Source organism: Mesorhizobium sp. M1406, assembly GCF_040317555.1.
Lineage (GTDB): Bacteria > Pseudomonadota > Alphaproteobacteria > Rhizobiales > Rhizobiaceae > Mesorhizobium.
Genome location: NZ_JAMYKW010000011.1, coordinates 141,422 through 154,227 on the forward strand (window position 1 = coordinate 141,422; position 12,806 = coordinate 154,227).

The window sequence follows — 12,806 nt, forward strand, 5'->3', positions numbered from 1 at the left end:
CTTGGGATGCCGGCTTGAAACGACCGGTCAGGAATTCGGTTTGATGCGCCTGCTGCAAAAAAATCTCTGCATGATCGCCATGTCGTTGGCGATGGTATCCGCCGGCCATGCCGCGCCGCTCGTCGAGCCCACGCTGCACATCAGGCCGGAGGCGAGCGGAGCAGGCCGCGTTGCGCTCACGCTAGATGCCTGCGGCGGGCAGACCGACAGCCGGATCCTTTCGGCGTTGGTGGACAACAAGATCCCCGCCACCATTTTCGTGACCGGTATCTGGCTGAAGCGAAACGCCGCCGCCGTCGAGATCATGCGGGCCCATCCCGATCTGTTCGAGCTTGAAAATCACGGCGGCCATCATATCCCGGCGGTCGACACGCCACGGAAAATCTACGGTATCCGCAGCGCCGGCAGCCCGGACGCGGTGCTGGCCGAGGTCGAGTCGGGTGCCGCCGCTCTTGCCGGAACCGGCGAGCCGGCGCCGAAATGGTTTCGGGGCGCAACCGCCGAATACAGTCCGTCGGCAATCGCCATGATCCGCAAGCTTGGCTTCAAGATCGCGGGCTTCTCGATAAACGGCGACGGCGGCTCATTGCTTGGCGCCAAGGAAACCGCGCGGCGCATCGCGGCGGCCAAGGACGGTGACGTGATTATCTCGCACATCAACCAGCCGACCCACGCCGCCGGCGAAGGCGTGGTGCAGGGGCTCCTGGCGCTCAAGGCCAAGGGCTTGACCTTTGTGCGGCTCGACGATGCCGATGCCGATGGAATCGGCGATCACGGCACCACCGACTGACCGGTGCATTTGATCTTCAGGTGAAGCCGGCCTGACCTGAATCTCAACGCACCTCACGCGGCGGTCGCAGTCGGTCAGTCCGGTTTGGCTTCGATCGCGACCTTGCTGGCGTAGAACGCGCCGTGGTTACGGATCTCAGCCATTTCGTCGAAAGGATGCTCGTAGGCCCACATGGCGTTCTGCCCGGTTTCGCCGGCAGGCAGCACGCTCCAATAGCTTGCGTCGCCCTTGTAGGGGCAATGGGTCGAGTGTTCGGTGCCGGCGAGCTTGCCGAAATCGATGTCGGCGAACGGAATGTAGAAGACCGCGGGATAGGGCGGCTCACTCAGCACCTTGGCCCTCGTGGATGAAGCGATGACCGCGTCTCCGGCGCGCACGGTGACTGTGCCGGCAAAGGGATCGATGGTGATGACCTTGTCGGGATTGCGTTGAAAACCGGGGGCGGGGTTGGTGATCTGGTCCATGCGGGGTCTCCTTGCGTCGATTTTTCAGATGTGTCGCGCAAGGGCATAGTTCAAGGCCGGCGGTGGCCATGCAGCACGCAAGCCCAATCCGGCCGATACCGACGGATTGTGCCTCCGAAGCAAATTGAAATACCTGCCGCAGCAGTCAGGCAGCGGCCTTGAACACGTCCATGAGACCGGCATAGGCAGCAGCGATGCCGGCGACCGGGTTGCTGCTTCTCGACGCGGTTTCGACCTTCAATGGGCCGCCGCCGGTCGGCAGTGTGAGCAGCAGGAACTGGCGATTGCCGCCGTCGCCGACGGATGCGGCCGCGACATGTTGGCCTTCGCCGTGGTTCTGGACGCACATCTTGAACAGCAGCGTGCCGCCGACCGCTTCGAGCGCGCCGCCGACAACTTCAACAAATTCGTCTTCGGAAACAGTCTTTGTGTCCGGCGCCAGATCGGTCAGACTTTCGGCAAGCGTACTCTCAAGGGCGTCGTCGTCGAGCTGCGCGTCCATGCGAACCTCTTTCAGTCGCCAATCGCCCCTTGCCCGTTAACGAAGCTTAACGCCGAGGATGGCCGGATTGTGGCGGTTTTCCACCAATGCAGCGCCAGGCCGTGCTGACGGCTGGACAATCCGGCGGTTCGCTCCACAATGGCCCGAAAAGCACACGCAAAAAAGCGTGAAGGGAGGATCGAATGCTGGGATTGATGCAGGAATGGCCGCTGCTTTGCCACAAGCTCATCGACAACGCCGAGCGGCAGCATGGCGTGCGCGAGATCGTGTCGCGCTCGATCGAGGGGCCGATCGTGCGCACCACCTACGCCGACATCCATCGTCGCGCCCTGAAAGTCGCCCAGCGGCTGGAGCGTGACGGCTATCGCCTGGGCGACCGCATCGCCACGCTCGCCTGGAACACCGCGCGCCACATCGAGGCCTGGTACGGCATCATGGGCATCGGCGCCATCTACCATACGCTCAATCCGCGGCTGTTTCCCGAGCAGATCGTCTGGATCATGAACCATGCCGAGGACAAGGCTGTCTTCGTCGACCTGACCTTCCTGCCGTTGCTGGAGAAGATCGCCGGTGCGGTCAAATCGCTGAAACAGGTGATCGTGCTGACCGACAAGGCGCACATGCCACGGACGACACTGCCGAATGTGGTCGCCTACGAAGACTGGCTTGACGAGGCGGACGGCGACTTCGCCTGGAAGACCTTCGACGAAGGCACGGCGGCCGGCATGTGCTACACATCGGGCACCACGGGCGATCCGAAGGGCGTCGTCTACAGCCACCGTTCGAACGTGCTGCACGCCATGATCGCCGCCATGCCCGACGCCATGGGCCTGTCGTCGCGCGATACGATCCTGCCGGTCGTGCCGATGTTCCACGCCAATGCATGGGGGCTTGGCCAGAGCGGACCGATGATCGGCGCCAAGCTGGTCATGCCTGGCTGCAAGATGGATGGCGCCTCGATCTACGAACTGCTCGACACCGAGAAGGTGACCTTCAGCGCCGCCGTGCCGACCGTCTGGATGATGCTGCTGCAGCATCTGGAGGAGACCGGCAAGAAGCTTCCCTATCTCAACAAGGTCGTCATCGGCGGCTCGTCCTGCCCGCGCACGATCATGACCAAGTTCCAGCAGAACTACGATGTCCAGGTCATCCATGCCTGGGGCATGACCGAAATGTCGCCGCTCGGCACGCTGTGCACCTTGAAGCCGGACTATGCCGGTCTTGAGGGCGATGCCCGGCTCGATGTCCAGCAGAAACAGGGCTATCCGCCCTTCGGCGTCGAAATGAAGGTGACCGACGACGACAACAAGGAGCAGCCCTGGGACGGCAAGACATTTGGCCGCCTGAAAGTGCGCGGACCGGCCGTTGCGCGCGCCTATTATGGCGGCGTCGGCGCGGAGCAGTTCGACGAGGACGGCTGGTTCGACACCGGCGACGTCGCTCATATCGACGCCGGCGGCTATATGCAGATCACCGATCGCGCCAAGGACGTCATCAAATCCGGCGGCGAATGGATTTCCACCATCGACCTCGAGAATCTGGCTGTCGGCCACCCCGATGTCGCCGAGGCGGCCGCCATCGGCGTTTATCATTCGAAATGGGGCGAGCGACCGTTGCTGGTCGTTGTCCGCAAGCCTGGCAAGGAACCGACCAAGGCTGATATTCTCGACTTCATGGACGGTAAGGTGGCCAAATGGTGGATGCCGGACGATGTCGCCTTCGTCGGCGAAATTCCGTACACCGCCACCGGCAAGATCCAGAAGATCACCTTGCGCCAGCAGTTCAAGGACTATCGCTTGCCGACGGATTGACGGGATGTCGCGTGTTTCGGCTTCAAGCCATCGCGAAAAGGTTCTAAGTCTCCGTTCGGGTTGGGGCAGCGCAGAAAACGATGGTTAGCATTCCTGAACGGCAAACGTCGAAGGCGGCCGGATGGTCGCGGCGCACGGCCGCTTTTTCGTTGGTGCTGCTGCTGACGGTCTTCGTCGGCCATCGCTTCGATCTCGTGGAAACACCGGTCTTCCTGTGGGTGCTGGGCATTGTCGCGCTGCTGGCGGCCCTGGCGCTGTTGTTTGCCGGATTCGCCTTTTCGCGGCTATGGAACTTCGGCGACCGCGGCGGCCGCGACCTGACGGTCGGCGCCCTGCTGGCGCTGCTGGTGCTCGCACCCTACGGCGTCGCCGCCTACTGGGCGACAATCTACCCGCCGCTCAGGGACATCTCGACGGATTTCGACGAGCCGCCGGCGCTCGACGTGGGCGACCGGACGAAGGACATGAACGTGCTTTCCCAGTCGACGCCTGGCGAACAGCGGCTGCAGACCGATAGCTATCCGCTGGTCAGTGCACGCAGCTACGCCCTGCCATTCGAGACTGTCGTCAATGCCGTCGAAACCGTCCTTGACCGGCGCGATTGGGATCTGTCCGAACCCTATCCCGACCTCGCTGGGCAAAACGACGTCACCATTACCGCCGTCGCCAAGGGGTTCGTGATCGGTCTTCCGGCCGACGTTGCGATCCGCGTGACGGACGATGGCGATGCGGTCATCGTCGACATGCGGTCAGCCTCGCGATACGGCCGCTTCGACCTCGGCGACAACGCCGCGCGCATCGTCGAATTCCTCGCCGAACTCGACCAGGAAGTCGCCGGTCAGGTTGGCGCGGCGCCGGTCGAGTAATGTTCAGAAAGTGTTGTAGTTAGGCGGATTCGCATATCGCCGCAGAATGCAGCTTGTGGGCAGACTATTCGGCGGGCTCGAATCTGCCCTGCACCAAGATCGCTGCGACCGGCCCAAGCGGATTGATGATCCGGCTCTCCAGGACTTCGATAAGTTTGCGTCCAACCGCCGCCATATCCACGAAATGAACTCCGATCTTTGCCGGCAGGAAGCGTGCCAGCCGCGTGCTGTCACGAGTGACTATGTGGACGTCGCTCCCCGGCACGAGACCTCTTCTGCCAAGGGCATGTAACGCCCCTAGAAGGCCCAGTTCGTTGGCACATGCCAAGCCTGTCGGCGGATCTGACGACGCCAGTAGGTGATCGAACCAGCCTGCGCTGGATTCCATCGTGAACATGCCATGACCGATCAGCGATTGGTCGATCGAAATACCGGCCTCGGCCATTGCCCTTCCATACCCGGAAAGACGCATGGCACTCGCCTGATCTTCCGGAACGAGAAGTTGCAGCGCAATGCGTCGACAGCCCTTATCCATGAGCCGTCGGGTCGCCTCGTACGCAATCTGTTCATTGTCGACATCGACATAGGGGTATGCGATGTCCAGGTCGGTTCTTCCAAACGCGACGAATGGCATGCGTTGATCCAGCAGCAGCTTGACGCGCGGATCGGCCGACACCAAGCGCGTGATGATCAGTCCGTCTGTGCTACGCGCCTGAAGCTGCCGCTGCACACTCTCAACGGGGTCGTCGTCGGGAGTGGTGGAATAGATGGACAGACTATAACCGGCTTGCCGGGCAGCCAGCGTCATGCCTTCGATCAAGGGAAGCTTCAACAGATCGGACAGGTGGTCTCGTGTCTCCATCGGGAGCACTGCCGTCAGCGTCAGCGTCCGACCGGTTTTCAGCGCACGGCCATGATGATCTGGCACATAGCCAACCCGCTTAGCCACCTCCTTGACGCGGGCTATGGTCGAGGGCTGTACTTCCGGCCCATCCTTCAGAGCGCGGGACACCGTGGTCACCGACAGGGAAAGTTCCGCTGCGATCTGCTTTAGGTTGGCCATTGTTCGCCCGACTTCGAAAGCGCCGGCTGATTGCTGACCTCCATAGCGTTACCGGATTCGACATCCCGGTCAATCCGAACTCCCTTGGGAAAGCAGCTTGACTCATTTGCGTTAAGATGAAATCGTAACGTTACGATTACAAATAAATGGCTCTTTCGAGCGACATTTGGAAAAAGTGGGGAGGAGAATCTATGTCCTGGTTACGCATTTCCTTAACAGCATTCGCAATCTCTGCTGCGTTGCCCGTCCACGCGCAAACAGTCACCATCACGACCGCGGGTGGCGATTATGGCAACGCCATGAAAACGGCCATGTGGGCCCCCGCTGCAAAAGAGCTTGGCTATGATGTCCGAGAAGAGACGCAAAGCGACGGACTGGCCGCCCTGAAGATGCAGGTTACCGCGGGTGCGGTGACGACCGACATCATCCACCTGGGATCACCAGAAGGCGCGCAGGCGGCGGCACAGTCGCTCCTGGAGCCGCTTGACTACAAGATTATCGATCCCAAGTCCGTGCCGGATGGTGCAAAGTCCGATTACTGCTATCCGTTCGACTCCTACGGCACCGTCATGTCGTGGAACACCAAAACCTATGGCGAGAATCCGCCGAAGACGTGGGCGGAGTTCTGGGATGTTGCCAAATTTTCTGGCCGTCGCGCCCTGCGCGCCAATGCGCAAGACTCGATCGAGATAGCGCTGCTCTCCGATGGCGTGGCGCCGGCAGACGTCTATTCCGTGCTCGGCACGCCGGAGGGGCTAGAACGCGCCATCAAGCGGCTTGAAGCGATCAAACCAAATGTCGCCGTGTGGTGGACCTCGGGAGCGCAGTCCGCGCAGTTGCTGAAAGATGGTGAGGCGGACCTAGTCGTTACCTGGAACGGACGGGCCCAAACCGTGAAAGCGGATGGCGGCGCGGCCGACTACACGTTCAAGGGTTCGGTCATCGGCACGGACTGCCTTGCGGTGCCGAAGGGAGCGCCGAACAAGGAAGCAGCGATGAAGCTCATCGCGGCGATGACACAGCCCGCGCGCGTGGCGAAGCTGACCGATTTCATCGCCTATGGCCCGGTCAACCCCGCTGCCTATGAGGGTGGCCTTATCCCCGAAGACCGTCTCAAGACCCTGGCGACCGCACCTGAAAATGCTGGCACTTCGGTGTTTTCGAGTGCGGACTGGTGGGTCAAGAATGGCGAGGCTGCCCAAAAAGCCTTTGATGAGATGATGGCCCGCTGAGTCTCAGCTCTAAGGCTTGAGCGCATGATGAAGTCGCTCCCGATCACCATCGACAGCGTGCGCAAGACCTATGGACCTTACGTCGCGCTGGACGATGTCTCGCTCGACATTCGGGCTGGCGAATTCCTCACGCTGCTGGGGCCGTCGGGGTCGGGCAAGACCACGCTACTCATGGCTTTGGCCGGTTTTGTCCGGCCCGATTCCGGTAAACTCCTGTTGGGTGATCGGGACATTACCCGTCTGGCCCCCAACAAGCGGGACATCGGCATCGTGTTCCAGAACTACGCCCTGTTTCCCCATATGAACGTTCTGGCAAATGTCGAGTATCCGTTGGCGCTGCGCAAGACGCCGAAAGCGGAGGCCCGCCAGCGGGCGCTTGACACCTTGGCCCGCGTGAAGCTGGAAGGTCTGTCGGAGCGCAATATTGCCGCATTGTCCGGCGGCCAGCGCCAGCGGGTGGCGTTGGCGCGGGCGATCGTCTTCGAACCACGCGTGATGCTGATGGACGAGCCGTTGTCGGCGCTCGACAAGAATCTGCGCGAAACCATGCAGTACGAGATCCGGCGTCTGCACGATGATCTGGGGATCACCACAATCTATGTGACGCATGACCAGCGCGAAGCACTGATTATGTCAGATCGGGTCGCGGTTATGAATTCCGGCCGCATCCAGCAGATCGATACGCCACAGCAGATTTATGATCGTCCATCGACCCGCTTCGTCGCGGAGTTCATGGGTGAGGCCAACATTGTGGCCCCGGGCTCGGTGCGCAGAATAGACGGCGCCGATGCGTCACGCGAAGCTCTGATGATCCGCGCGGAAAGCTTCCATCTTGATGCGAAGCTCGTCGGGCGAGACGAGGTGGCGCTCGACGGAACACTGTGCGCTAAGGCGTTTCGCGGCGAAAACTGGCTTTTGACGCTGGCGCTTGACGGCGGGCAAGAGATTCTTGTCTGCATTCCGGCGGCGTTGGCCAGTGGCTGCGCCGAGCTTACCATCGGTCAGCAAATGACCGCATATGCACCAGCAGCGAAAGTTCACGCGATACCGGGAGCGAAAGCGTGACCGTCCTCGCGGATCCTGCGCTCGCGGCAGACGCACGACGCGAGCGGCGGTTCTTCCTCTCGCTTTCACTACCCGCGCTTTTCATCGTTGGACTGGCGGCGATGCTGCCCATCGTCTGGATCATCCGGCAATCCTTCCTGACTACGGGAGGCGAATACACTTTTGGCAATTACGAGAAGGTGCTTTCGAGCAGGCTGACATGGTCGGCACTCGTCACAACCCTTGAGCTGTCCCTGGGCACGCTGGCGATCTGCATTCTTCTCGGTATCCCCCTGGCCCTCGCTCTGGCCAGCGCCAGGCCAAGGGTGGCCAATTTGCTGATGGCCCTCGTCATGCTGCCGTTGTGGACCTCCATTCTGGTGCGCACCTATGGCTGGCTCGTGCTCTTGCGGCGCGATGGCCTGATCAACGCGGCTTTGACAGGTTCGGGCCTGGCAGCGGAGCCATTGCCGCTGGCCTACAACTTCACGGGAACGCTCATCGGCATGGTTCACTACATGCTGCCGCTCTTTCTCCTGCCGGTCTATGCTGCGATGCGCGATATCGACGCAAACCTCATTCGCGCGTCGGCGAGCATGGGCGCCACTATCGGGCAAGCGATCCGCACGGTCATTCTGCCTCTTTCGGCCGGCGGTATCTTCTCGGGTTCGATCATCGTCTTCATCTACACCATAGGTTTCTTCATCACGCCGGCGGTGCTTGGCGGCGGCAAGGTAAATCCTCTCTCCATCCGGATCGAGCGCACGCTGTCGACCTTTCAGGATTGGGGGTCGGCGAGCGTCTTGGGTATTCTGCTCCTCATTTTAATGGCGTTGATGGGTGTGATGTTCCTGGCTGCACGGCGGCTGATTGCTGGGCGCAAAGTCGGCACAGCCCATGCTTGAAGCCTATCCAGACAACAGGCTGGCCCGCATCCTTCTGTGGAGTTTCTGCGCGCTCGTATTGGCGTTCCTGATGCTGCCGACGCTCGTCGTCGTCCCGCTCTCCTTTTCGGCGTCCAATCTTCTCGAGTTCCCACCGCGCGCATACTCGTTGCGCTGGTACGAGACTTTCTTCGGTTCGGCGACATGGATGGCCGCGCTCAGGACGAGCCTGATCCTTGGGACATTGACGGCGATGGTCGCCGTGCCCCTGGGGCTGCTGGCCTGCATTTCGATAAATCGGCTCGGCGGAAAGGCCGCCACTACCATTCAGGGCATTCTGCTCACCCCCTCCATCGTGCCGGGAATCCTGCTCGCGATCGGTCTCTTCTTTGTGCTGGCGGCGCAACGTCTGGTCGGAACGCTGTTCGGCGTGCTGGTCGGACATGTGGTGCTGGCCATCCCGGTCGCGTGCATTGTGTTGCTGCCCGCTCTGGCCCGCTTTGACTGGAACCAGGTTCAGGCGGCGCGCAGCCTCGGCGCAAACTGGGCGAGGGCCATTGGCGGAATAATTGTCCCGCAACTTCAGATCAGTCTGTTGTCGGCCACATTGATGGCCTTCCTGACTTCGCTCGACGAGTCTGTCATTTCGATCTTCGTCGCAAGTGGCCAAAACAGCACGTTGCCGAAGCTCATGTTTCTGTCCCTGCGAGATCAGATCGATCCAACCATCGCAGCGATCTCGACAGTGTGGACCGGTATCGTCGTGGTCGCAGTCTTGATCGTGACTCTCCGCCAAAAATCATGATCGAGACCGGAAACATGCCCGACAATCATAACGCAGCCGACGATCAGGCGGATCATCCAGCGGACATACCCCAGGTTGGGTTGGCGATTATCACCGGGTCGGCAAACTGGGGGCTTGCCTTCCCGGAAGATGTCAAAGTCGATGGCGTGCGCACCTTGCGGCGAGACATGAGTTTTGAAACGCCTTTCGGTCGCAGCGACCACTGGAAATTGCTCGAGTTCGATGCCTCGATTACCTCGGAAGGCAAAACGAAACGTGCGTTGTGCATGTATTCGCACGGCAATCCGCGCGACCATATCGACCATTCCTGCCATCGCCGCGCATTCTGGGTATTGATGACCGCAGGTGTAAAGCAAGTCCTGTCCTGCTCGACCATTGGCGCTGTCAACAAAGCGATCCAACCCGGCGACATGGTTGTGACCGCCGATATCATCGAACTGACGCAGACGCCGTTTTCACTCCTTCCCGGCCGACAGAGCTTCGACTGCTCGGGCAAGCAGATCGTATGTCCAAGATGCGCGGCGGTTCTGGTCGAAACGGCCCGCCGTCGTTGGCCAGCGGAATGCCGTATCCATGGCATCGAACAGCAGTTGGTGGCTGCCCATTGTTACGGGCCGCGACTGACCACTCCGGCCGAAGCCTTGGCGTATCGAAGCATGGGAGCGGATGTGCTCAACCATTCGATCGCCCCTGAGGCGACCCTGTCGCGCGAGATCGGCGCGTGTTTCGTGCCCTTTGCGTTCGTGACCGCGGGTTTCAACGACTATATGGACCGCAACCGCCAGGAATTGCTGCAAAAGGACGTGCTGCCGAAGCTCTCTATGACAGCCTCGCGAGTTGCTCTGGAGACTGCGGCACGACTTCCATTTGATCCCGAATGCTCTTGCCAGGGCTTGAAGTCGCCTCAGCCAGCAGAGCGCTCCAGCCGATTCTAGAGCGAATGGCGCCGAAGGCTTTAGCCAGCCGGCGCGAAAATGCCGTCGATGGCCGGTACGGCGTCCGTCGTGACCAGATCGCGTGCCACCAGGTCCTCGAGATGGGCAAGCACCGACAATCCGGCGGCGCCATGCAGCCGCGGGTCGGTGTCGCGATAGATCGCCTTGACCATGTCCACGATCGTCCGGTCGCCCGCTCTGACCCGCTCCAGTATGGCGCGCTCGCGCATTTTGCGGTGCGTCTTCAATCCACGCATGAAAGCGCGCGGTGCGGTTACCGGCCCGCCATGTCCTGGCAGCAGCAAACGATCCTGGCGTTCGATCAGCCGGTCCAGCGAGGCCATATAGTCGGCCATCGCCCCATCCGGCGGGGCGACGATGGAGGTTGCCCAGGCCATGACATGATCGGCGGAAAACAGGATGCCGGTTCCTTCCAGCGCGAATGCCGCGTGATTGGCGGTGTGGCCGGGCGTCAGAACCGTCCTGATCGACCAGCCGTCGCCGTCGACCACCTTGTCGTCGGGCAATGCGATATCGGGGACGAAAGCCGCGTCGGCGCTGGCGTCCAGCGCATTGGTCTCGCCGATATGCAGGGGTCTTGCAGGGCGATGCGGTCCTTCTGCCAATACGGGCGCGCCGGTGCGCTCTTTCAGCCTGGCGGCCAGCGGGGAGTGGTCGCGGTGGGTGTGGCTGACGAAGATATGGCTGACCGGCCGGCCCGCGATCACGTCGAGCAGGGTCTGCAGATGCGCCTCGTCATCCGGCCCCGGATCGATCACCGCCAGCGTATCGCGGCCAACGATGTAGCTGTTGGTGCCGTGAAAGGTGAAGGGGCTCGGATTGCGGGCCGTGATGCGCTGGATGTCGGGCGCGACGCTTACCCCCTGGCCATAATGGGGGTCGAAGCCGGTGTCGAATCTGAGTGCCATGGCGGATGTATAGGTGCCTTGTTTCAGGAAACGGCAAAACCGATTGCCGCATAACACGCAAGCCAATATAGGAGAACGTGAGGCCGCGAACATCGGATAGCGGCAACCGGATTGGGGAAATACCATGGCAATTGCAACTACGATGCGTCCGCTTGTTTCTCTGGCTCTGCCGCAAAATGGCGCGGCGCGGCTGGCAACGCAGCTTTTCCTGGCTATCGCCGGAACGCTGCTGCTGACCTTGTCGGCCAAGACCAAGGTGATGCTCGGACCGGTCGACATTTCGATGCAGACGCTGGCCGTGCTGCTCATCGCCGCCGCCTTTGGCATGCGTCTCGGCGTCGCCACCCTGCTGCTCTACATGGCGGAGGGCGCCATGGGCTTCCCCGTCTTCCAGAGCACCCCGGAAAAGGGTCTCGGCATTGCCTACATGCTCGGCTCGACCGGCGGTTATCTCGCAGGCTTCGTGGTCATGGCGGCGATTGTCGGCTGGGCAGCAGATCGCGGCTGGGACCGCCATCCGATCAAGCTTTTCAATGCCATGCTGGTTGCCGAAATCGTCATGATGGCCATGGGCTTCGCCTGGCTGGCGCTGCTGATCGGCCCGGAAAAGTCGTGGCAGTTCGGCGTCGTGCCCTTTGTCGTCGGCGACCTGATCAAGGTGGCGCTCGCGGCAAGCCTGGTGCCAGCCGTGTGGTCGTTGCTGAAGCGCGGCTGAAACGCGAGCCGCCGAAGAAGGGGCCGGCGGCTTGAGCAGTCAAGCCCGGCTGGAACGGCGGATTTCGGTCTGCTGTCCGCCAAGTAATCTCACTTAGGTTTCCGGAAACAGCTTCGGGAACAGCGCATCCAATGCGTCGGCCGAATAGCGTAGCGACACCGGGCCTTTGGGTGTTTCCGACGCCAACAGACCGAGCGCGATCACGTCATTGAACACGCGACGCGCCGTGCGCTCGGGCGTGCCGGTTCGATGCCTCGAGCTATTTCTTCCATGCTTGGCCGGCCTTGGCTTCCGCTAAGTGCATAATTATAAAGATATATTTCGAATTTGCCAGGATGTTTGGCCGATCTTTTGGCCGATCATCGGCACCTTGCCGGCTTCCGCCGGCCATAGGCGTCCACGACGACGCCGAGATCCAGCGGCTTCGGGAACACAATATCTCCCGCTCTCGTCTAAGCTCCCGCGCAACTCGCAATCGCTAAAGGATGCGATCTCCGAAGCAATGCCGAAAGCTGCTCAGCGTCATTGGCCCCGTAATCCCGGCATTGGCGCTGCGTGCACAGCGGATTTTCTGAAGCATCAAACAATGCTGGTGATCAAAACTGCTAACTATTGATATGCAATAGATACTTGCTGGTGCAACCGCACTGTCGTAGACCCTTGGTCTTCGACTATGTCGAAGGTCGCGTCCCCACAGGTGGTGTAGCTCGGCGGTAGCGAAGCCGCTCGCGAGCGCGCTCTCGATAGCGCTGTAGCGAGCGAGCGG

At 61.2% G+C, this 12,806-nt stretch carries 14 protein-coding genes; 9 read left to right on the top strand and 5 right to left on the bottom strand.

Annotated features, from left to right (window positions below):
* The first annotated feature begins 43 nt into the window (after positions 1 to 43).
* Positions 44 to 790: a polysaccharide deacetylase family protein gene (locus NKH03_RS12790; RefSeq protein ID WP_352877450.1), complete on the top strand. Its 747-nt coding sequence runs from the start codon at positions 44 to 46 to the stop codon at positions 788 to 790.
* A gap of 74 nt (positions 791 to 864) precedes the next feature.
* On the opposite strand, the gene NKH03_RS12795 is transcribed toward NKH03_RS12790, so the two are convergent.
* Together NKH03_RS12795 and NKH03_RS12800 are read right to left on the bottom strand one after the other, a co-directional pair.
* Complete coding sequence (locus NKH03_RS12795; RefSeq protein WP_352868714.1) at positions 865 to 1,254, bottom strand: DUF427 domain-containing protein; 390 nt, start codon at positions 1,252 to 1,254, stop codon at positions 865 to 867.
* Positions 1,255 to 1,399: 145 nt separating this feature from the next.
* Positions 1,400 to 1,756: a hypothetical protein gene (locus NKH03_RS12800; protein ID WP_352968628.1), complete on the bottom strand. Its 357-nt coding sequence runs from the start codon at positions 1,754 to 1,756 to the stop codon at positions 1,400 to 1,402.
* A 182-nt stretch (positions 1,757 to 1,938) separates the two neighbouring features.
* Here NKH03_RS12800 and NKH03_RS12805 point away from each other — a divergent pair, with 182 nt between their 5' ends.
* Positions 1,939 to 3,567, top strand: coding sequence for a fatty-acid--CoA ligase (locus NKH03_RS12805; protein ID WP_352968629.1), 1,629 nt, complete (start codon positions 1,939 to 1,941; stop codon positions 3,565 to 3,567).
* An 80-nt stretch (positions 3,568 to 3,647) separates the two neighbouring features.
* Positions 3,648 to 4,433: a DUF1499 domain-containing protein gene (locus NKH03_RS12810; protein WP_352968630.1), complete on the top strand. Its 786-nt coding sequence runs from the start codon at positions 3,648 to 3,650 to the stop codon at positions 4,431 to 4,433.
* 64 nt (positions 4,434 to 4,497) lie between these two features.
* Here the strand turns inward: NKH03_RS12810 and NKH03_RS12815 are convergent, their stop codons facing one another.
* Positions 4,498 to 5,496, bottom strand: a complete 999-nt coding sequence (locus NKH03_RS12815) for a LacI family DNA-binding transcriptional regulator (RefSeq protein ID WP_352968631.1) — start codon at positions 5,494 to 5,496, stop codon at positions 4,498 to 4,500.
* A 191-nt stretch (positions 5,497 to 5,687) separates the two neighbouring features.
* Between NKH03_RS12815 and NKH03_RS12820 the strand changes: the two genes are divergently transcribed.
* The 5 genes from NKH03_RS12820 to NKH03_RS12840 are packed head-to-tail and all read left to right on the top strand — an operon-like array spanning position 5,688 to position 10,396.
* Complete coding sequence (locus NKH03_RS12820; protein WP_352877442.1) at positions 5,688 to 6,728, top strand: ABC transporter substrate-binding protein; 1,041 nt, start codon at positions 5,688 to 5,690, stop codon at positions 6,726 to 6,728.
* Positions 6,729 to 6,755: 27 nt separating this feature from the next.
* The gene (locus NKH03_RS12825) at positions 6,756 to 7,793 is read left to right on the top strand and encodes an ABC transporter ATP-binding protein (protein WP_352968644.1); all 1,038 of its coding nucleotides are present in this window, start codon (positions 6,756 to 6,758) and stop codon (positions 7,791 to 7,793) included.
* On the top strand, positions 7,790 to 8,677 hold the full coding sequence (locus tag NKH03_RS12830; RefSeq protein WP_352968632.1) for an ABC transporter permease: 888 nt from the start codon (positions 7,790 to 7,792) through the stop codon (positions 8,675 to 8,677). Before NKH03_RS12825 ends, NKH03_RS12830 begins: the two co-directional genes overlap by 4 nt.
* Complete coding sequence (locus NKH03_RS12835) at positions 8,670 to 9,461, top strand: ABC transporter permease (protein ID WP_352968633.1); 792 nt, start codon at positions 8,670 to 8,672, stop codon at positions 9,459 to 9,461. The genes NKH03_RS12830 and NKH03_RS12835 overlap by 8 nt, the downstream gene beginning before the upstream one ends.
* Complete coding sequence (locus tag NKH03_RS12840; protein ID WP_352968634.1) at positions 9,458 to 10,396, top strand: phosphorylase family protein; 939 nt, start codon at positions 9,458 to 9,460, stop codon at positions 10,394 to 10,396. The genes NKH03_RS12835 and NKH03_RS12840 overlap by 4 nt, the downstream gene beginning before the upstream one ends.
* Positions 10,397 to 10,416: 20 nt before the next feature.
* Here the strand turns inward: NKH03_RS12840 and NKH03_RS12845 are convergent, their stop codons facing one another.
* On the bottom strand, positions 10,417 to 11,325 hold the full coding sequence (locus NKH03_RS12845; RefSeq protein ID WP_352968635.1) for an MBL fold metallo-hydrolase: 909 nt from the start codon (positions 11,323 to 11,325) through the stop codon (positions 10,417 to 10,419).
* Positions 11,326 to 11,449: 124 nt separating this feature from the next.
* Between NKH03_RS12845 and NKH03_RS12850 the strand changes: the two genes are divergently transcribed.
* Positions 11,450 to 12,040: a biotin transporter BioY gene (locus tag NKH03_RS12850; protein WP_352968636.1), complete on the top strand. Its 591-nt coding sequence runs from the start codon at positions 11,450 to 11,452 to the stop codon at positions 12,038 to 12,040.
* A gap of 93 nt (positions 12,041 to 12,133) precedes the next feature.
* On the opposite strand, the gene NKH03_RS12855 is transcribed toward NKH03_RS12850, so the two are convergent.
* Positions 12,134 to 12,256, bottom strand: coding sequence for a hypothetical protein (locus tag NKH03_RS12855; RefSeq protein ID WP_352968637.1), 123 nt, complete (start codon positions 12,254 to 12,256; stop codon positions 12,134 to 12,136).
* Positions 12,257 to 12,806 lie beyond the last annotated feature (550 nt).

Coding starts and splice junctions, on each gene's coding strand:
- NKH03_RS12825 (WP_352968644.1), top strand. CDS start 6,756: ATGAAGTCGCTCCCGATCACCATCGACAGCGTGCGCAAGACCTATGGA.
- NKH03_RS12850 (WP_352968636.1), top strand. CDS start 11,450: ATGGCAATTGCAACTACGATGCGTCCGCTTGTTTCTCTGGCTCTGCCG.
- NKH03_RS12805 (WP_352968629.1), top strand. CDS start 1,939: ATGCTGGGATTGATGCAGGAATGGCCGCTGCTTTGCCACAAGCTCATC.
- NKH03_RS12840 (WP_352968634.1), top strand. CDS start 9,458: ATGATCGAGACCGGAAACATGCCCGACAATCATAACGCAGCCGACGAT.
- NKH03_RS12835 (WP_352968633.1), top strand. CDS start 8,670: ATGCTTGAAGCCTATCCAGACAACAGGCTGGCCCGCATCCTTCTGTGG.
- NKH03_RS12810 (WP_352968630.1), top strand. CDS start 3,648: ATGGTTAGCATTCCTGAACGGCAAACGTCGAAGGCGGCCGGATGGTCG.
- NKH03_RS12790 (WP_352877450.1), top strand. CDS start 44: ATGCGCCTGCTGCAAAAAAATCTCTGCATGATCGCCATGTCGTTGGCG.
- NKH03_RS12820 (WP_352877442.1), top strand. CDS start 5,688: ATGTCCTGGTTACGCATTTCCTTAACAGCATTCGCAATCTCTGCTGCG.
- NKH03_RS12795 (WP_352868714.1), bottom strand. CDS start 1,254: ATGGACCAGATCACCAACCCCGCCCCCGGTTTTCAACGCAATCCCGAC.
- NKH03_RS12845 (WP_352968635.1), bottom strand. CDS start 11,325: ATGGCACTCAGATTCGACACCGGCTTCGACCCCCATTATGGCCAGGGG.
- NKH03_RS12800 (WP_352968628.1), bottom strand. CDS start 1,756: ATGGACGCGCAGCTCGACGACGACGCCCTTGAGAGTACGCTTGCCGAA.
- NKH03_RS12815 (WP_352968631.1), bottom strand. CDS start 5,496: ATGGCCAACCTAAAGCAGATCGCAGCGGAACTTTCCCTGTCGGTGACC.